The following is a 20,151-nucleotide window of genomic DNA, read 5'->3' as shown; positions in this document are numbered from 1 at the left end:
TCAAACGGGTCACCGACATCATGGCCGAGATCAGTGCCGCCAGTCGAGAACAGAGTGACGGTATTGAACAAGTCAACCAAGCGATCACCCAGATGGACAAAGTCACACAACAGAATGCGGCCTTGGTCGAACAAGCGGCAGCGGCGGCCGAGAGCATGGAAGAGCAGGCTGGGAATCTGGCGCGCTCAGTCTCGATCTTCAAACTGGCGGGGCATCTGACGGGGGGCGGTGGCAATAGTGGTGGTCATGCTGGTGGATTGCGCCCCCGGGCCTTACCCCAGCGCACCCCCAAGGCCCTCCCACCCGCTAAACCCCAAGACGATGAGTGGGAAGAGTTCTAAATCTAACTGGTAGGTAATTTATTGCAGAAAGGCAAACAGTGTCTCTATCAAACGACCTCTCGGCGCTTGCAGATGCCACCCGCGAATTTGACTTTAGCGCACAGGACTTTGCCCGTGTTCGGAAGTTGATATACCAGCATGCCGGTATCTCTCTGAATGATACGAAGCAAAGTATGGTTTACAGCCGTTTGGCACGTCGTTTACGGGCGTTGAAGTTGACCAGTTTTGTGGCCTATCTCGACATGTTAGAGAGTAATCCTAGCGCTGCCGAATGGCAGGAATTTGTGAACTCATTAACGACTAACCTGACCTCATTTTTTCGAGAATCGCACCATTTCCCAGCATTGCAAGATCATCTGTTGAAAATGTCAAAACAGGGAAGAATCAATATCTGGTGCTGTGCTTCATCAACCGGGGAAGAGCCCTATAGTCTTGCCATCACCGCGATGGAAGCTTTTCGGAGTATGACGCCACCGGTACGGATTTTAGCAACGGATATTGATACGAATGTGCTGCGCGCGGCCCAGGCCGGCGTATATCGTGATGAAGTTGTTGCCAAGATGGACCCTCAGTTACTGAAGAAATATTTTCTCAAAGGCAGTGGTGAACAGGCTGGCATGGTTCGTGTCAGGCCAGAGTTACAGGAAATCATTAGTTTTCGCCAACTTAATTTGCTCGAAAATGATTGGAAATTACGGCCAGGGTTTGCCGCAATTTTTTGCCGCAATGTCATGATTTATTTCGATAAAGAAACGCAATTGAAAATTATCCGGCGCTTTGCGCCACTGTTAAATCCTGAAGGCTTGTTGTTTGTCGGGCACTCAGAAAATTTTTCCCAAGCGCGTGAGTCATTTGTTCTCAAAGGGAAAACAATCTACGAGGTGGTGCGCCAATCTGCCGCACCAATAGGGGCGCCAACGCGTTTGGGCGGCTAGTGCCGTAAAAATAACCCATGATAGGGATTCTATGAGCCTAGAACATGAAGCGCCCAACCTCTATTTTGATACGCATTTCAATGTCGAGGCCGCCAAAATTTTACCGGGGGAATACTATGTTTCCAAACGGGAAATGTTGTTGGTAACCGTATTAGGCTCGTGTGTGGCTGCCTGCATTTGGGATTCGCGTGCGCAAGTTGGTGGGATGAATCACTTCATGTTGCCAGATCTCGCCGTGGATAAAAAAGGGGAGATGGGAGAGTCTGGACGTTATGGGGTGTATGCAATGGAGTTATTGGTTAACCAGCTTCTTAAGCTCGGTGCAAAAAAAGCCAATTTGCGTGCCAAGGTGTTTGGTGGCGGTAATGTGATGAAAGGTTTCCAGAATTTTGATGTAGGACAACGGAACTCGACCTTTGTAAAGGAATTTTTAACGACCGAACGGATTCCATTGGTCGCCGAAGACTTACTCGATGTGTGGCCCCGAAAGGTCTATTTCTTTACCCAGAGCGGCAAAGTATTGGTTAAAAAACTCAAGTCGATGCACAACGATACGATCTTCAAACGTGAAATTGAATACCGGAGCAAACTGCGCAACACCCAGGTGTCGGGTGATGTGGAGCTTTTCTAGTGGTGAGGCAAGAAATGATTAAACAAAAAATCAAAGTCTTGGTCGTAGACGATTCAGCTTTAATCCGTAGCCTGCTCAGCAAAATCATCAATCAGCAGCCGGATATGGTAGCGGTAGATGCGGCACCGGATCCCTTCATCGCACGCGAAATGGTAAAAACACATGACCCTGATGTGATGACTTTGGATATTGAAATGCCGCGCATGGATGGGATTGAGTTCCTCGATAAATTGATGAAACTTCATCCCATGCCGGTCGTCATGGTGTCAACCCTGACCGAGCGTGGGGCCGAGGTGACCATGCGTGCGATGGAGCTGGGGGCAGTTGATTTTGTGACTAAACCCAAGCTCGACATACAGGCCGGTATGACAGAATATGCGCAAGATATCACCGACAAAATTCGTGCTGCTGCACTGGCTAAGCACCGCATCAAGCGCCGGATTTCCAGCCAGCAAACCTCACCCGTTCGTGCCCCGGTGGTTGCGAGCTTAGGCAGCCAATTCGCCAGCACCGAAAAATTAATCATGATTGGGGCGTCTACTGGTGGCACCGAGGCCATTCGGGAAGTGCTGATGGGGTTTCCGCCGGATTCTCCTGGCATCATGATTACTCAGCATATGCCTGCTGGATTTACCAAGAGTTTTGCAGAGCGCCTGGATAAGGTCTGCAAAATAACGGTGAAAGAGGCCCAGCAAGGCGAGCGTGTGTTGCCGGGTCATGCCTACATTGCACCGGGTAGCCACCACTTATCCTTGAAACGGAGTGGCGCGAATTATTTGTGCGAACTATCCGATGGACCGCCTGTGAATCGCCATCGGCCTTCAGTGGAAGTTCTTTTCCGTTCGGGTGCTCAGGTCGCGGGCCCCAATATCGTTGGGATCATGCTAACAGGCATGGGTAAAGATGGTGCAGCCGCGATGCGGGAGCTACGTGATGCTGGCGCCTATAATTTTGCACAAGATGAAGCAAGCTGCGTCGTTTTTGGGATGCCGCGTGAGGCGATTGCCGCTGGCGCAGTACATGAAACGCTGCCATTGCAGGAAATAGCACGACGGGTAGTCGAGCATCTATCTCGCATTGGCGCCCGCACCAATCGGGTCTAGCGATAAAGGGGTGTTGCAGCTTCAATGAGACGCTCAGTGCTGAAATTCATCTTGATTACGCTGCGCGACTTGTTTTTTTAGCCGATTCGACTTAGTTTATCAGTCGCAATGCCGATAATTATTCTAGGGATTTATCAGTGTGTGTAGCCATTTTAGGGGAGCCATCGAATGAATATCGAAGTATTCCACAATGACAATTTTTCCAAAGTTGTATTGAATGGTCGCTTTGACTTTACCGCACACCGTGCGTTTAAGCAGGCTTATGAGACTGCCTTAACCGAAGGCTCAACCTCGCAAGTGAAAATCGATATGAGTGCTGTCGATTATCTGGATAGTTCTGCCTTGGGCATGTTGTTAATTTTGCGCGATAGAGCCAAAGAAACCAGTAAAAGTGTGAGCTTGATCAATTGTGGCGGTAGCGTACGTGAAGTGCTGCGCGTCGCGAATTTCGATAAGCTGTTCACCTTGGAGTAAGGGGCTATCATGCCGCTTGAGTCAGGCGTCAGTAAGCGGCCAACCCTTCTGCTACTCACCAACAATAGTATTGTTAGCCACAGTGTGGCCCATTATTGCCAGCAGAAAGATTGCTGGCTTGATCAACTGGCTGATGTTGGTATGTTGTCGGCGGCATTGCAACAACATCGTCCTTGGCTGATTGTTCTTGATCTTGACGTCACGGGTAGCCAGTTTGCGCAATTGATTCAAAGCATCAAGCAGAGTGATTCGATGGATCTGATCCCCATCATTCTGGTTGGGCCTGCTTACATGCAAAGCCAGATTGTCCCGGCTGCCTTGCATGCTGGCGCTAATTTTTATCTAGAAACCCCACAAGAAGCCGCTACCTTCGCGGCGCTGCTATCAGCGACGTTAGAAACAGCGTTGCGTCATCGCCGTGCCATGCTGCAATTATTTGACCAAGTTGCCGAGCTAGAAAGCCTACAACAAGAGCAAGAAGAGGAAAAGGCACTGGCGAATAACATCATTAATGATGGTTTGACGATTGATCCTAAATTGGCATCAGATATCCAACGTTGGGTAGCGCCAGCCCAGCGTTTTAGTGGCGATTTAATCATGGCCGAAATGGCCCCAGATCACAGTTATCGAGTCATCCTGGCCGATGGTGTTGGGCATGGTCTGCCGGCCGCGTTAACGGTGTTGCCACTGGTTCGCACCTTCAGAACAATGGCTCGCGCTGGTTATGGGGTACGTAGCATTGTGTATGAGTTGAATCGGGTGATCCGTGAAACCTTGCCTCATCATCGTTTTGTCGCGGTCAGCCTGTTACACATCGATCCACAACAACGAACCCTAGAATGCTGGAATGGGGGTAACCCCCCGGTCTTGGTCTATGACGAGTATGGTGAGGAAGTCTGGCGTTGCCGCAGCAGTCACTTACCGTTAGGTATCTTAGAGACCGAGCAAGTGGATTTGAGTACCGATGCCTACCTCTACCATAGTGAATTATATGCCTTCCTATGTTCAGATGGTTTGCCAGAGCTAACGGGCCAGAATAAACAGGCTTTGGGGATGAACGAGATAGAAATGCTTCTCAAACGTAGCGATCCTGAGGAGTGGATCTCGGCAATTCAATCATTAAGCACGGATCATCTCCAAGGCATGGCGGCGCATGATGATATTTCTGTGGCTGCAGTGCGCTGCCGCACAGTCGTTAATCAATCTGTACCTGAGGCCATCTCATCGCCTGTGCCAGTACAACACCTGAGAACGACAACAACCACCTTACCGGTTGCCACAGAAATCACGGCTGATGCCTTGGTCAGCCCCTTGCCCCGCGCTGATCTAGCGGGGTTGGATCGTGCTCAGGCCATTGAGCACATGGCTTTTGCGATTCGCATGCCGGTCGCGGATATTCTCGCGCGTGATTTACTACCCCTGGCGCGCCGAATTTTACGGCAGATTGGCCCTGTTTATGAGCACGACCCACTGCTGTTACAAGGGCTTCAAGTTTTATTTGGACAGGTTGCTGCAACCCTACAGACACTACAAATCGGAACCGATAATATAGCGACAGGACCAGCAGCAGATAAAAAGCTGGCATTACCGATTGCGGTCAACGTGAAACAGCACTTAATGGCTGGCCAGCAGTATGTGGGTATGGCAGCACAACAAGTTGGTCTAGGCGTCCGGATATTAAGTTGGGAAACGGCTAGTGCGGTTGAGATTGAGGTAACCCACACGGGTGCGGCATTTGCTGACAGTGTCGCGCTACGGGAAACGCTCTTGATGAGTGGCCTTGATCCTGAGCATTTGCTCCTAGATACAGCAGGAACACAAGCCGTTTTACTGATTCCCTTGCCGCAACAAGAAGCAACAGAGGAATGATCGTTAGTAACTGTATGGGGCAGCAAGCTATTTATGAGTAATGAGCAGCAGGACCTTTCTGTCATGCTGGCACGCCAACCGATTCTGGATGGGCAGGGCGCGTTAGCGGCATTTGAACTCTTATTCCGTCATCCTGATGGGCGTCCTTTTATTCCCAGCACTGAGCTTACTAATTTCGATGCCACTGCACGGGTGCTGGTAAATTTATTTGCAGAGTTAGGTTTGCAGGAAGTGTTAGGACAGTATCAAGGGTTTTTGAATGCCGATGCGCGCTTTTTGCTGAGCGATATCCCAGAGTTATTGCCAGCTGACAAAATCACCTTAGAAATATTAGAGACGGTCGAGATCACCCCTGATATTCTGGATCGTATCAAAGCCCTAAAAGAGCGCGGTATCCGTTTTGCGCTCGACGATTACACCGGCGCCGCCGAGCGCTACAAAGAGTTGATTCCTTTGATTGATATCGTCAAAGTCGAAGTACTCAATATGCCGCAAAAGCAGCTATTTGCAACGACGCGGGAGTTTGCGGGTAAAAAACTGTTGGCGGAAAAAGTCGAAGACAAAGCCATGGCGGAGAATTGTAAGTTACTGGGTTATCAGTTCTTTCAAGGATATTTCTTTGCCAAGCCAGAAATCGTGCCCGGTAAACGAACCAGCCCAGCCAAGCTGGCGTTGTTGAATATCTTGCGTTTAGCCATGGCCGATAGTGATACAAAATCAATGGAAGCCGAGTTCAAGCGGCATGGTGACTTAACCTACAACTTACTACGGTTGGTAAACTCGGCTGCCTACTCGTCTATCCAAAAAATCAGTTCAATTCAGCATGCCGTCACTATATTGGGCCGCCGCCAGCTCATCAGTTGGCTACAACTCTTGATTTATGCCGACGAGCGGACCGGCGTGAATGCCAACCCGCTATTACAAACCGCTGCAATGCGTGGTAAGACCATGGAGCTATTGGCACAGCGTCGCTATCCTGCTGACAAAGCACTACAAGAAATCGCGCTGATGACAGGGCTTTTCTCGCTGATTGACACCTTATTAGGAATGCCAAAAGCCGAGCTGCTCAAGCAGTTACGGCTTGATGAGCGGATTGAAAATGCCTTGCTCCATTATCAAGGCGACTTAGGGTTACTCCTGCGTCTCGTTGAGCACCTTGAAACAGGCGGAGATAACTTAACACTCTTACAACCAGACCTGGAAGCCTTGCAATTGAGCATTACTGACGTCACCACAGCTCAGTTAGATGCGTTGCGCTGGGCCAATCATCTGGGCGGTAAGAACTGATTTTATAGTTATGACTTATTCCCATACTTCTACCCCCAGTCGGGGCTCTTCAGAACGCTTGCAGACCTTGCGCGCCACCGGCCGTTTGCCGTCACCCAAAGGGGTTGCGCTTGAATTAGTGCGGATCTCGCAAAATGAAGAGACAACACCCAATCAAATAGCGCAGTTGGTCAAGTGTGATCCGGCCCTGGCGGGCCGTATTCTGAAAGCAGCCAATTCCCCGGTATTAGGCTCACGGCGTCCTGTCGTGTCGATTTCGGAAGCGGTGATGCTATTGGGCATGGCCGTCGTCCGTCAACTTGCGCTCAGTTTTTCGCTGGTAGAAGACTACAAAGTCGGTAAGTGTCCTGCGTTCCACTATGAGGAGTTTTGGCAAACGTCTCTCCTGACCGGCATTGCTGGGCAAATGATTGCCCAACGGATGCGTATCGTGATTCCTGAGGAGGCCTTTGTCTGTGGTCTGCTGGGCGAGGTGGGGCGATTAGCGCTGGCGACAATTTATCCTGACGAATATACCGATATTCTGGAACGATGCGAGCCGAATCAATGGGGCGCGCTCAAGCAACAAGAGCAAGCTGCCTTTGCGACAGATTTTATTGAACTAACGGCCATGATGCTGCAAGACTGGGGCTTGCCTTCACCCCTGATCATGGCGGTAAAAGCACACTTTGATCCTGTCGAGTCTAACCTCGACGAGGGGGGGCGCACTCGACAAATGGCCAATGCCTTGAGCCTGGCCCGGCAGCTCGCTACCATTGCCTTGCTAGAGCCAGTACAACGCCGCCCTTATCTGAATACGCTGTTGTTTCAGGCGGCCAAAGTTGGCATTGATGCCGAAAGCTTGGCGTTTCTGGCAGATGAAATCGTCAAGGGCTGGAAAGAGTGGGGTGCTGTGCTTGATATACCTACTACCGAGCCAGGGAAATTAATCGACCTAAGTCTGCCTGCCTATCCCGCCCCTGGTGCGACCAATACCCCTAACTCTGCCCCTTCAATACCCATAGGGGATGGCGGGAACGAGCAACCACGAGATGTATTGCGCGTCCTGATCGTAGATGATGATCCTTCTATCCTGCTGCTGCTTAAAAAAATGATGCAAAACGCAGGGCATGAAGTGATCACTGCGCAAGATGGCGAAGAGGCTCTCATGCGGGCGTTGGAATTTCGTCCGGAACTGGTGATCGCCGATTGGGTGATGCCGAAAATGGATGGTCTTCAATTGGTTCGGGCACTGCGGGAAACAGAGATGGGGCAGGGGATCTATATCCTGCTGTTAACCAGCTTTGGGCAAGATGAAAAACTGGTTGAAGCCTTCGATGCGGGTGTCGATGACTATGTAACCAAACCATTTGTGCCGCGAATTTTGGCTGCCCGTCTCCATGCGGGTGAGCGCTTTATTCACCAACAACGTGCGTTGTCCCACGATGTTGAAGAAATCCGTAAATTTGCGACTGAGCTTGCAGTGAATAACCGGAAATTACAGCAGGCAGTCATGACCGACCCGCTCACCGGTCTGCCGAATCGACGCTATGCGATGGACCGACTGGAACAAGAAGTGGCTGCTGCCCGCCGGCGTCAAGGGGGCGTGGCAATTATGATTGTCGATATCGACCATTTCAAAAAGGTGAATGACCAGTTTGGGCATGATGCCGGTGATGCCGTTTTACGCCATGTTTCTGGCTTGCTGCGGGCGAAAGCGCGTTTGCAAGATGCGATTTGTCGGCTTGGTGGTGAAGAGTTCTTGGTCGTGTGCCCAGATTCAGCGCTGCAAGATGTCCACCGCGCGGGCGAACGACTACGCGCCGTAGTTGAATCCAGTCCCTTCATGCTGGGTGATCGCAAGCTGTGGCTGACTATCAGCGTGGGGATCGCTTGCTTGGGTGATCAAATGCAGTCAGCCGAGCTGATTAAAGCAGCTGACATCGCCGTTTACCGCGCGAAAGAGCAAGGGCGTAATCGCGTTTGTGGCTAGCCAGGATGACGGTACTGGCTAGCTCATTAAGTCTAGCGCGTGTTTATGCCGCTGGGGGCGGCACATAGCCTTGGGCTTGGTCAGCGCCATCACCAAAAAAGTGCTTTTCTGCTTGTTTCATCAAATACTGACGGGCTCGCGCATCGGCTAAATTTAGGCGGTTTTCGTTCACCAACATGGTTTGGTGTTTCAACCATGCGGCCCAGGCTTCCTGCGACACATTTTCAAAAATCTTTTTACCCAATTCGTTGGGGTAGGGCGGGAAAACCATGCCCGGCGCTTCTTTACCTAATTTAATGCAATTCACAATACGGCTCATTGTCATTCTCCAAATGAATACCACCACATTGTAATCTTTCTTCTTAGGGTGTTTCCAGGAAGCAACCCCAGTGCGGCCGATAACCCTATTTGAAATCTGAGATATCAGGTAATTCCCTATTGCAGGCCCGATTGTTGCAGTGCATGATTTGCTGTAAGGCTCATTAAAGGCTATCGATTTAGGCTTTGAATGCGCTTATACCCCAGCTTAATGATTATTTCATTGTCACTTACAGAAAGCCTCGTCATGAAACATATCCGCAGCCTGCTCGTCGCTAACCGCAGTGAAATTGCCATCCGCGTCATGCGTGCCGCGAATGAAATGGGGATTCGCACCGTGGCGATTTACGCCAACGAAGACCGTTTCGCCCTGCATCGTTTCAAGGCCGATGAAAGTTATTTAGTAGGCGAGGGCAAAAAGCCCATTCAAGCCTATTTGGACATTGACGACATTATCCGCATTGCCAAACAAGCCAAGGTCGATGCGATTCACCCCGGCTATGGCTTTCTGTCTGAAAACCCCGAATTTGCAGAAGCTTGTGCCGCCAACGGCATTCTCTTTATTGGTCCTAAACCAGAAGTGATGCGTACGCTGGGTAACAAAGTTGCTGCTCGCAACGCCGCGATTGCCGCCGGTGTACCCGTGGTGCCCGCCACCAGCGCACTGCCACGTGAGTTGGAAGAAGCCAAAAAAATGGCAGCCCAGGTGGGCTACCCGCTCATGCTCAAAGCCAGTTGGGGTGGCGGTGGCCGTGGCATGCGCGTGATTGAAACCGAAGCCGATTTGCCGAGCCAGCTCGAAGTGGCGCGGCGCGAAGCCCTCGCCGCTTTTGGCAACGACGAAGTTTATTTAGAAAAACTCGTGCGCCGCGCTCGCCACGTAGAAGTGCAGATTTTGGGGGATACCCACGGCCAGGTAGTGCATTTATTCGAGCGCGATTGCTCGGTGCAACGCCGTAACCAAAAAGTGGTGGAGCGCGCCCCTGCACCTTACCTGAATGAAACTCAACGCCAAGCCCTCTGTGCCGCCGCCCTCAAGCTCGCGAATGCAGTGAACTACACCCACGCCGGCACGGTGGAATTTTTGATGGATGCGGATAGCGGTGAGTTTTACTTTATTGAAGTCAACCCGCGCATTCAGGTGGAGCATACCGTCACCGAACAGGTAACGGGCATTGATTTGATCAAAGCGCAAATTCGTGTCAGCGAAGGTGCTGCTATTGGCAAAGATGCCGGTGTGCCCCTGCAAACCGACATCAAGCTCAATGGCCATGCGCTGCAATGCCGCGTGACCACCGAAGACCCTGAAAACAACTTTACGCCCGACTATGGTCGTCTCATGACCTACCGCAGTGCCGCCGGTTTTGGTATTCGCCTGGATGCCGGGACTGCTTACGCCGGTGCCGTGATTACCCCTTACTACGATTCGCTGTTGGTGAAGGTAACGGCCTGGGCGCCGACCTCGGATGAAGCGATTCACCGTATGGATCGGGCGCTGCGCGAATTCCGCGTGCGCGGTGTTTCCACCAACCTCGCGTTCTTGGAAAACGTGATTAACCATGCCCAATTTAAATCGGGCGAATGTATTACCCGCTTTATTGACAGCACTCCAGAGCTATTCCATTTCTCTAAGCGCCGTGACCGCGCCTCCAAGCTGCTCAAATTCATGGGCGAAGTGGTGGTAAATGGCAACCCCGAAATGAAAGGCCGCAAAGTCCCTGAGGCTTGGAAAGAAGGCCATCTCGGCCCGGCGATTAAACCCAAGATTGATCTCAGTCAAGCGATTCCCGATGGCACCCGCCAGCGTTTCCAAGCGCTGGGCGCACAAAAGTTTGCTGAGTGGGTGAAAGCACAGCCACAAGTATTGCTCACCGATACCACGATGCGCGATGCGCACCAATCCCTCTTCGCCACGCGCATGCGTACCTACGATATGCGCGAGATTGCGCCGTACTACGCCCACATGCTACCCAACCTGTTTTCAATGGAATGCTGGGGCGGGGCGACGTTTGATGTGGCGATGCGCTTCTTGAAAGAAGACCCGTGGGAGCGCTTGGCGCAATTGCGTGAGCGTATCCCCAATGTGTTGTTCCAGATGTTGCTGCGGGGTTCCAATGCCGTGGGTTATACCAACTACGCCGATAACGTCGTGAAATTCTTCGTGCAGCAATCGGTGCAAGCGGGCATGGATGTGTTCCGCGTATTTGACTCGCTCAACTGGGTGGAAAACATGCGCGTTGCGATTGATGCGGTCAATGAAGCCGGTGGCCTGTGTGAAGGCACGATCTGCTACACCGCCGATTTGTTCGACCCCCAGCGCAGCAAATACAACCTGAAATATTACGTCGATATGGCCAAGCAGCTTGAAAAAGCCGGGGCGCATATCCTCGCCATTAAAGACATGGCCGGTGTTTGCAAGCCGCGCGCGGCGCGGGAGCTGGTGCAAGCGCTCAAGCAGGAAATCAGCCTACCCATCCACTTCCATACCCACGATACCAGTGGCATCAGTGCTGCCTCCGTACTGGCTGCCGCCGAAGCCGGGTGCGATATTGTCGATGGGGCGCTGGATGCCATGAGCGGCCTCACCTCGCAGCCCAATCTCGGCTCCATCGCCGCTGCATTGGCGGGTAGCGAGCGTGATCCACAAGTTAGTGTGGAAAACATGCAAAGCCTCAGCCACTACTGGGAAGGCGTGCGCAAGTTCTACGCCCCATTCGAGGCCGATATTCGCTCTGGCACGGCTGATGTTTATCAGCACGAAATGCCCGGCGGGCAATACACCAACCTGCGCGAGCAAGCCCGTGCGGTGGGCTTGGAGCATCGCTGGCCAGAGGTGTCTAAAGCCTATGCGCAAGTCAATTTACTGTTTGGCGATATCGTCAAAGTCACCCCGTCTTCCAAAGTGGTGGGCGACATGGCGCTCTTCATGGTGGCGAACGACCTCACCCCTGACGATGTGGTGAATCCCGAGAAAGAAATTGCGTTCCCTGAATCGGTTATTTCGCTCTTCAAAGGCGAGCTTGGCTTCCCGCCTGATGGCTGGCCCGTCGCGCTCTCGCGCAAAATTCTCAAGTCCGAGCCACCCAAACCCTATCGCCCTGGCGATAGCCTGCCCCCCGTCGATCTCGCTGCCACTCGAGCCGAGCTTGAAAAAGCCATTGGCCGCAAAGCCAGCGATACCGACTTGGCCGCCTACTTGATGTACCCCAAAGTATTCAAAGACTTTGCCGATCATCAAAAACACTATGGCGACACCAGTGTGCTGCCCACCACCGTGTTCTTCTATGGCCTGCAAGACCGCGAAGAAGTCACGCTGCATATCGACCAAGGTAAGTCGCTCATCGTCCGCCTGCAAGGCAAGGCCGAGCTGGATGAAGATGGCCAGTACAAACTCTTTTACGAGCTGAATGGTCAGCCGCGCCTTACTCGCATTGCCAAGGCTGGCATGGCCGCCAACGCCAATGCCCATCCGAAAGCCGTGGACGGTAATGCCGCCCATGTGGGCGCGCCGATGCCTGGTATGGTCGTGACGGTAGCGGTTAAGCCCGGCCAGAAAGTCGCGAAGGGCGATCCTTTAGTCTCCATTGAAGCCATGAAAATGGAAACCATGATCCGTGCTGAACAAGACGGCGAAATTAAAGCTGTGCATGTGAAGCCGGGTAAGAACGTTGCCGCTAAGGATTTGTTGGTGGAGTTGGTCTAGCTAAAGATAAAAAAGTGCTTGATTGGTAATTAGACCTTACTAATCAGGCACTTATTGATTATCAGTGGCTGTAAATCAAGTACGCAGATTGAAACTTAACTCAAGCTTTAGTGATTTCGCTGATGAGTTCGGCGTCGTAGTAATTGTTTTCGCCTTTATCCATATACGTAGCAATCACCCTAAACCCTGCCTTGTGAAGTAATTCACCGTACCCTTCTTGACCAAGAGAAATACATTCAAGTCCCGTATTTAAATCCTTCCATGTGCCAGTTTGAATGGGGGCCATGAATAGGAATCTACCTTTGGGTAGGAGCGTTTCTGCAATACGGGTAATTAAGTCTGCTTGTTCAGTTGCGGGGAGTAAAAAAAGCAGGCCTACTGCTATCGCTGCATCAAACTTGCGTCCAAAGAAGGTGCTATTTTGTACTTTTTCACATTGAATTGGAATATTTGGAAAACGGGACTTGAACTTAGCGACTAGGGTTGGTGAGCTATCGATAGCCCAAAGTTGCATGGCGGTCTCTGCGAGGGTACGTGTGATTGGATATCCACCACCACAGGCTAACTCGATAACCGAAGCTTTTTTTTCGAGGCTGTGGGCCCATTTTTCCACAATTTTTGAACCGATTTCTGATTGATCCCGCCCTTCCAAAAACGTCAGTGCGTTAAGTTCGTATGCTTCTGCTGAGTCCATGGTCGATTCTTTCTGGTTTGTTTGCCTAGAGCCTTTTAACTGATCTGATGATTATGTAAATGACATATCCATGCAAGATCTGATTCAGAGCTAGTTTAGTGTTGGGAGATAAAACCGCGCTGATAAACTGTCTTGCAAGCCCAAGGTGCTGAGCATCGCTTGTAGGCGCTCGGCCTGCTTGCGGTTAGGCTTGCCTTTCTTTTCTGCCGATTTTGTGGCGATAATCAGTTCATTCTTCATCGAGTGTTCCCAACCCACCAGTTCAGTCACCGTCACTTGGTAGCCATGCGCTTCGAGTTGTAAGCAACGTAGAACGTTGGTGAGGTGGCTGCCAAATTCACGGGTGTGTAGTGGCCGCCGCCAAATTTCTCCCAATGGGTTGTCGTCATCCACGCCGCCGACTTTTTCCGCTTTAAGCTGGCGCAGCAGGCTCGCCACTTCCGCTTGGCAGCAGGGGACGAGCACGATGCTTTGCGCTTGTTTTTCCAGCGCAAAACGAATCGCATCATCTGTGGCGGTGTTGCAGGCGTGCAGGGCGGTGACGATATCCACCGTGGCGGGCAGTTCATCTGAGGTGATCGAATCGGCCACCGAGAGCGGCAAAAAGCGCATGCCTTGCTGGGTACCTTTCGCAAAGCCTAGTTCGGTGGCGAGAGCACGTGATTTTTCCACGAGTTCGGTGCGGGTTTCAATCCCAATCACTTGGGCGTTGGGGGCGGCTTGTTTGAAAAACAGGTCGTACAAAATAAAGCCGAGGTAAGACTTACCCGCCCCGTGATCCACCAAACACATGTTATCGCCGTTGGGTTTTTTGTCGAGCAGGGCCTTAAGCAGTGGCTCGATGAATTGGTACAGGTGGTAAATCTGTTTGAGTTTGCGGCGGCTATCTTGGTTGAGTTGCCCATCGCGGGTGAGGATATGCAGCGCTTTGAGCAGGGCGATGGATTGCTCGGGCCGGATGTCGTTTTTCTCTGTTTTAGTGGTTTTTGACCGGGTTTTTTCTTTATTTTTTTGCATTTTCAAGTCTTTTCTGCGCTGCAATAGATTTGTTTCAATAAATGTAACTGTTTGAATCATTACGTTGAAAGTGTCGGGTTTACGCTTATATTGCAATGCAATAAAAGATATTTTTTGGTTAAAAATGACCAGTGAATATCAAGCTATTCCTTATCGTTAATGCAATGGAGTAAATCATGACACAGTTACTAGAAAATATTGCTCGGGTTATTTTGAGTGAACAAAATCGCGTCGATCATGCTTTGTGCGGTAGTGCCGCCGATATGCACGGACAGACTGATCGTTTGGCATTGGCCCAGTCAGCTCAAGTAAGGCAAGCTAAAGTCGCTTTAGCTACCATTCCCCAAACTGCTTAAGCGTTAACTTAGCCTAAGCCAGTATTGGCAGCCAACGCATCACAAGGTTTTAACCAGCACCAACGATTTTCGTTGGGGGTTGTAGGTACGCTGCCGCTCAGCGGGTAGGGCGCTTACATCCGCCTGCACAAAGCCACGTTTGAGAAACCAATGCATGGTGCGGGTGGTAAGCACAAAAATTTTCTCCAGCCCTTGGGCGCGGGCGCGTTGTTCGATGCGTTTCAGCAGCCGTTCGCCATCGCCCATGCCTTGTGAGCTGCCGTGTACCGTGAGACAGGCCATTTCACCAATTTTTTGCTGCGGGTAGGGATAGAGCGCAGCGCAGCCAAACAGCACGCCATCGTGCTCAATCACCGAGAAGTGTTCAATGTCCCGTTCAATGGCGCTGCGGCCACGCGGCACTAAGGTGCCATCGGCTTCTAGCGGTTCAATCAAACTCACAATCCCGCCCACATCATCTGCCGTGGCTTCCCGCAGCGATTCCAGCAGGGTGTGCGTGACCATGGTGCCCACGCCATCGTGGGTAAAGGTTTCGAGCAGAATACTGCCATCCAAGGTGTAAGGCAGGATGTGGCTGCGGTTAACCCCGGCCTTACAGGCTTCAATCGCGTGTTGTAGGGTGTAGGCGGTGTCAGCGGCTAGGGTGCCTTGGCGCAGAGCGGCTTGCGCTTGTTCTAGCGAGAGTTCGAGATGCAGCTTGCCCTGGGCATCACGCACGCCATCGGCATCCGTCACAAACAACAGCTTGTCGGCTTTGAGGGCGCTGGCCACGGCGGTGGCGACATCTTCCATGGATAAATTGAACGCTTCGCCGGTAGGGGAGAAACCCAAGGGCGAGAGCAGCACAATCGCATTGGTATCGAGTGCATGGGTGATGGAGTTCGCAGCAATTTTGCGCACAATGCCAGTGTGCTGGTAGTCCACGCCATCCACAATCCCGACCGGGCGGGCGGTGATGAAGTTGCCCGACAGCACGCGAATTTCAGCATGGGCCATCGGGGTATTCGGCAAGCCTTGAGAGAAGGCGGCTTCAATGTCCAAGCGTACTTCACCGGCGGCTTCTTTTACGCATTCCAGCGCAACGGTATCGGTAATGCGGATGCCATTGTGAAAACGGCTTGCGCTTTTGCGCAGTTGAATTTGTTCTTCTACCTGTGGCCGCGAGCCATGCACTACCACCACGCGCACGCCCATGGCGTGTAGCAGCGCCACATCTTGCACCAGCGCATTGAGCTTACCGGCTTGTACGGCTTCGCCACAAAACCCAATCACAAACGTTTTTTCATAATAGGCATGCACATAAGGCGCCACTCGGCGTAGAACCGCAACAAACTGGTTGGGTTCGACCGGGAGTACAGGAAATAAGTGGCTGGAGGGCATGGTGTGGCCTTTTATGCGGATAAAGCACGGCAAAGAGATGCTGCCGATTATAATCCCCGCTTATTCTTGTGGGCGCGGTCGTGGACTTTTTGTGGCCTTTGTTGCCCTGTTTTTGTCGCGTAACCCGCATTATCGTGTAACGCTTGTTGTGGATTGGTTGCAGTGTGACCTCAGCTGAGTCTTCTTTATCTTCTTCGCTTCCCGCTATTGTGGTGGATGAAAGCATTCAAACCGTCAGTGGCATTGCCGTGAGTTTTCCCCCTGACTTGCCTGTGTCTCAACATTGGCAGGAAATTGCCGAGGCGATTCGTACTAATCCGGTGGTGATTGTGTGTGGGGAAACCGGCTCGGGTAAAACGACCCAATTGCCCAAAATTTGTTTGGCCGCTGGGCGTGGTGTAAAAACGCCGCAATCGCAGGGCTTGATTGGTCATACCCAGCCGCGCCGCTTGGCTGCCAGCAGTACCGCTAAGCGCATTGCGCAGGAACTGGGGTCGGAGATTGGGCGTAAGGTCGGGTACAAGGTGCGCTTTACCGATAAGGTGGCGACAGAGACGCGCATCAAACTGATGACCGATGGCATTTTGCTGGCAGAAACGCAGGGCGATCCGCTGCTCAAGGCTTACGATACCTTGATTATTGACGAAGCCCATGAACGTAGCCTCAACATTGATTTCTTGTTGGGCTTCCTCAAACAGCTGTTACTGAAGCGGCCTGATTTGCGGGTGGTGATTACCTCGGCGACGATTGATGCTGACCGTTTTGCCCGCCATTTTGCGCAAGGCGATCGTCCGGCGCCGGTGTTTAATGTGTCGGGCCGTCTGTATCCGGTAGAAGTGCGCTATCAGGCGATACAGGCGGAAGCCAAGGATAAAGAGCGCGATTGGACCGATGCGCTGGTCGATGCGGTAGATGAACTTGCGCGTATCAGCACTGGTAGCGGCCCCCGCGATGTGTTGGTGTTTTTACCGGGTGAGCGGGAGATTCGCGAGGCGGCAGAGGTGCTTCGGAAGCACCATCCTGCACATACCGAAATTTTGCCTTTATATGCACGGCTCTCAGCGCAAGAGCAGGAGCGCGTGTTTGCGCCGCATAACGGCCGCCGCATTGTGCTAGCGACGAATGTGGCGGAAACCTCACTGACCGTGCCCGGTATTCGTTATGTGGTGGATACCGGCTTGGCGCGGGTGAAGCGCTACAACTATCGTAACAAGGTCGAGCAGTTACAGGTGGAAGCCATCTCGCAAGCGGCGGCGAACCAGCGCGCCGGGCGTTGCGGTCGGGTCGCATCAGGCGTATGTATTCGTTTGTACGACGAAGCGGATTACAAAGCGCGGACCGCGTTTACTGATCCGGAAATTCTGCGCTCCTCGTTGGCAGCGGTGATCTTGCGCATGAAAGCTTTACAGCTGGGCGCCATTGAGGATTTTCCGTTTATTGAGCCGCCGAATGGGCGGGCGATTGCCGATGGTTATCAACTGCTGCAAGAGTTAGGCGCGCTGGACGAACGTAATGTGCTGACACCCCTTGGGACTCAGCTGGTTAAGTTGCCACTCGATCCGCGTATAGGCCGCATGATTTTGGCCGCGCGCGAGCAGCATTGCTTGCGCGAAATGTTGATTATCGCCAGTGCGCTTTCGGCGCAAGACCCGCGTGAGCGCCCAACCGAGGCGCAGGAACAGGCCGATCAAGCTCATGCCAAGTTCGCCGATGAAAAATCAGAATTTATCAGCTACCTGAAATTGTGGGCGTGGTTTCACGAAAATGTGGCGCATAAGAAATCGAATCGCCAGTGGCAACAAACGTGTCGCCAACATTTCTTATCACCACTGCGGCTGCGCGAATGGCACGACGTGCATAGCCAGCTGCATACCTTGGTCGCTGAGCAGGGCTGGCGCCTGAATGAAGCGGATGCCACGTATGAACAATTGCACAGCGCACTTTTAACCGGACTGCTCGGCAATATCGGTTGCAAGGCCGATGACGAGGCGCATTACAACGGGGCACGCGGCATTCGTTTTTATATTTGGCCGGGTTCGCGCTTAGCGAAAAAGGCGGGGCGCTGGACGGTGGCGGCAGAATTGGTCGATACCAGTCGTCTCTTTGCGCGCTGTGTGGCGCGGGTAGAGCCGCAGTGGATTGAGCGAGTGGCCAGCCATCTCATTGCCAAGCAATATCTCAACCCGCATTGGGAAAAGCAGCGTGGCCAAGTGGTCGCCAGTGAGCGTGGGACGCTACACGGCTTGGTGCTGTATAACAACCGCCCGGTGAATTTTGGGCGGATTCAGCCCCAGGAAGCGCGTGAGATTTTTATTAAAGATGGCTTAGTACCGGGTGAGCTGGCCCCCATGCCGGCTTTTTTGCAGCACAACCGCCAGTTGATTCGCGAGATTGAGCAACTCGAACACAAAGCCCGTCGCCCGGATGTGTTGGTGGATGAGGCCTTGATTGCCGCTTTCTACGATCAGCATTTACCGGCTGAAGTGGTGAGCGTAAAAACGCTGGAAAAATGGCTGAAAGCGCAGCCGGATGCCGCCGAAAAGCTGCGCCTGAGTAAAGCCGAACTGATGCGCCACGAAGCAGCGGGGGTGACACTGGATGTCTTCCCCAAGACGCTCACGCTGCGTGGCCATGCGTACCCGCTCACCTATCACTTCGAGCCAGGTTCCCCCCGCGATGGCGTGACCTTGACCGTGCCTTTACATGCGCTGAATCAAATCGATGCGCTGCGTGCGGAGTGGTTAGTTCCCGGCATGTTGAAAGAAAAAGTGTTGCTGTTGCTGAAATCGCTGCCGCAAAAGCAGCGCCGCCACTGTGTGCCTTTGCCCGACTATGCGGCGGGGTTTGTTGAGCGGCAAGCGATTCCAGAACAAGGCGTGGGTTTGATTGAGGCTTTAATTGCCGATGTACGGGCGCAGAAACAGTTGCAATTGGTGGCGAGTGATTTCAAGCTGGAAACCTTGCCTACACACATGTTCATGAACTTTAAAGTGTTGGATGAACATGGGCGACAACTCGATATGGGCCGCAATTTGGCGCAGTTGCGTGCGGAGTTGGGCGGGCAAGCGCAGCGGCGTTTTCAAGAGATAGTCAAAGCGGAGGGCGCGGTCGCGCTTACCCCCTCCGACGCAGAGACGAGCATCCAAGCTAACGGGCAACTGGGTGTGAAAGCATCTGCCACGCAGCCAGCGCGTGAGCTGGATGAAAGCCTGCAAACCGAATGGCAAGTCGGGGAGCTGCCAGAGCTGCTAGAGATTAAGCGCGGCGGCAAAACCCTGATTGGCTTTCCCGCCTTGGTGGATAAAGGCGCGGGCGTGGTGCTGGAAGTATTTGATGAACCGGAACAGGCCCAGGCCGAGCATCAGCGCGGCATTCGTCGTTTGTTGTTGGGGGCGTTGAAGGAGCAAGTACGCTATCTGGAAAAAAACCTACCGAATTTGACCCAACTGGCGATGATCACCATGCAGTGGGGACAACAGTCGTTGAGTTTGGAAGAATTACGGGCGCAGATTATTGACTCGGCTTTGCTACGTGAAGGCTTGCAAACGCCGTTGCCGATGAACGAGGTGGATTTTCAGGCGCGGGTTGCGAGTTGCAAAGCCAAACTGAATTTGTTGGCGCAGGAAATGGTGCGGCAGGTGGGGGCGGTGCTCACCGAATATCAAGCGGTGCAGAAAAAGTTGCCGCAAGCGAAACCGCATGCCGACGCCTACGCCGATATGCAGCAGCAGTTAGGCGCGTTGGTCCACAAACAGTTTTTACTGCACACGCCGTATGCGCAACTTAGCCATTTACCGCGTTATTTAAAAGCGATACAGCTTCGGATTGATAAGCTGCGCAATGATCCCGCACGGGATGCGCGCTTACAGGCAGAACTTAAACCGTTACTGGTGAACTATCAACGCTTGGTGCAACAACGCAAGGGTCTGTTGGATGACGCGGCCGTGCAGTTTCGCTGGTTGCTGGAGGAGTTGCGCGTGGCGCTCTTTGCGCAGGAGTTGCGCACGCCGATGCCGGTGTCGGTGAAGCGGGCGCAGAAGGCTTGGGAAGCCTTGCTGCGTTAGGCATGTT

14 protein-coding genes and 1 pseudogene are annotated in these 20,151 nt (G+C 52.5%); 11 read left to right on the top strand and 4 right to left on the bottom strand.

Annotation, left to right across the window (positions count from 1 at the left end):
* The 8 genes and pseudogenes from DU000_RS12940 to DU000_RS04005 form a co-directional block, all read left to right on the top strand.
* Positions 1–341, top strand: a pseudogene (locus DU000_RS12940) (methyl-accepting chemotaxis protein); the annotation flags it as partial.
* A 38-nt stretch (positions 342–379) separates the two neighbouring features.
* Positions 380–1,276, top strand: coding sequence for a CheR family methyltransferase (locus DU000_RS04035; RefSeq protein WP_114402019.1), 897 nt, complete (start codon positions 380–382; stop codon positions 1,274–1,276).
* Between the two features lie 31 nt (positions 1,277–1,307).
* Positions 1,308–1,907, top strand: a complete 600-nt coding sequence (gene cheD, locus DU000_RS04030; protein ID WP_114402018.1) for a chemoreceptor glutamine deamidase CheD — start codon at positions 1,308–1,310, stop codon at positions 1,905–1,907.
* Between the two features lie 14 nt (positions 1,908–1,921).
* A complete protein-coding gene (locus DU000_RS04025; RefSeq protein WP_114402017.1) occupies positions 1,922–3,010 on the top strand; it encodes a protein-glutamate methylesterase/protein-glutamine glutaminase in 1,089 nt (362 codons plus the stop codon).
* Between the two features lie 168 nt (positions 3,011–3,178).
* Entirely contained in the window at positions 3,179–3,484 is a 306-nt protein-coding gene (locus tag DU000_RS04020) for an STAS domain-containing protein (protein WP_114402016.1), read from the top strand.
* A 9-nt stretch (positions 3,485–3,493) separates the two neighbouring features.
* The gene (locus DU000_RS04015) at positions 3,494–5,353 is read left to right on the top strand and encodes a PP2C family protein-serine/threonine phosphatase (RefSeq protein WP_114402015.1); all 1,860 of its coding nucleotides are present in this window, start codon (positions 3,494–3,496) and stop codon (positions 5,351–5,353) included.
* Between the two features lie 33 nt (positions 5,354–5,386).
* Positions 5,387–6,640 (top strand): EAL and HDOD domain-containing protein, encoded by a 1,254-nt coding sequence (locus tag DU000_RS04010; protein ID WP_114402014.1) that lies wholly within the window; start codon positions 5,387–5,389, stop codon positions 6,638–6,640.
* Between the two features lie 10 nt (positions 6,641–6,650).
* Complete coding sequence (locus tag DU000_RS04005) at positions 6,651–8,612, top strand: diguanylate cyclase (protein WP_158529623.1); 1,962 nt, start codon at positions 6,651–6,653, stop codon at positions 8,610–8,612.
* A 43-nt stretch (positions 8,613–8,655) separates the two neighbouring features.
* Here the strand turns inward: DU000_RS04005 and DU000_RS04000 are convergent, their stop codons facing one another.
* A complete protein-coding gene (locus DU000_RS04000; RefSeq protein WP_114402012.1) occupies positions 8,656–8,931 on the bottom strand; it encodes an oxidative damage protection protein in 276 nt (91 codons plus the stop codon).
* 246 nt (positions 8,932–9,177) lie between these two features.
* On the opposite strand from DU000_RS04000, the gene DU000_RS03995 reads away from it, so the two are divergent.
* Positions 9,178–12,633, top strand: coding sequence for a pyruvate carboxylase (locus DU000_RS03995; protein ID WP_114402109.1), 3,456 nt, complete (start codon positions 9,178–9,180; stop codon positions 12,631–12,633).
* A 100-nt stretch (positions 12,634–12,733) separates the two neighbouring features.
* On the opposite strand, the gene DU000_RS03990 is transcribed toward DU000_RS03995, so the two are convergent.
* Together DU000_RS03990 and DU000_RS03985 are read right to left on the bottom strand one after the other, a co-directional pair.
* Entirely contained in the window at positions 12,734–13,327 is a 594-nt protein-coding gene (locus tag DU000_RS03990; RefSeq protein ID WP_114402011.1) for a class I SAM-dependent methyltransferase, read from the bottom strand.
* 90 nt (positions 13,328–13,417) lie between these two features.
* Positions 13,418–14,344: a class I SAM-dependent methyltransferase gene (locus DU000_RS03985; RefSeq protein WP_114402108.1), complete on the bottom strand. Its 927-nt coding sequence runs from the start codon at positions 14,342–14,344 to the stop codon at positions 13,418–13,420.
* Between the two features lie 176 nt (positions 14,345–14,520).
* Between DU000_RS03985 and DU000_RS03980 the strand changes: the two genes are divergently transcribed.
* Positions 14,521–14,700: a hypothetical protein gene (locus DU000_RS03980; RefSeq protein WP_114402010.1), complete on the top strand. Its 180-nt coding sequence runs from the start codon at positions 14,521–14,523 to the stop codon at positions 14,698–14,700.
* Between the two features lie 39 nt (positions 14,701–14,739).
* Here the strand turns inward: DU000_RS03980 and argA are convergent, their stop codons facing one another.
* Entirely contained in the window at positions 14,740–16,080 is a 1,341-nt protein-coding gene (gene argA / locus DU000_RS03975; protein ID WP_114402009.1) for an amino-acid N-acetyltransferase, read from the bottom strand.
* Positions 16,081–16,289: 209 nt separating this feature from the next.
* On the opposite strand from argA, the gene hrpA reads away from it, so the two are divergent.
* A complete protein-coding gene (gene hrpA / locus DU000_RS03970) occupies positions 16,290–20,144 on the top strand; it encodes an ATP-dependent RNA helicase HrpA (protein WP_240001794.1) in 3,855 nt (1,284 codons plus the stop codon).
* Positions 20,145–20,151 lie beyond the last annotated feature (7 nt).

The organism is Parvibium lacunae (assembly GCF_003335215.1).
Taxonomy (GTDB): domain Bacteria; phylum Pseudomonadota; class Gammaproteobacteria; order Burkholderiales; family Burkholderiaceae_D; genus Parvibium; species Parvibium lacunae.
Note: the sequence above shows the minus strand (reverse complement) of the source record. Positions and strands in the feature narration are given on the sequence as shown.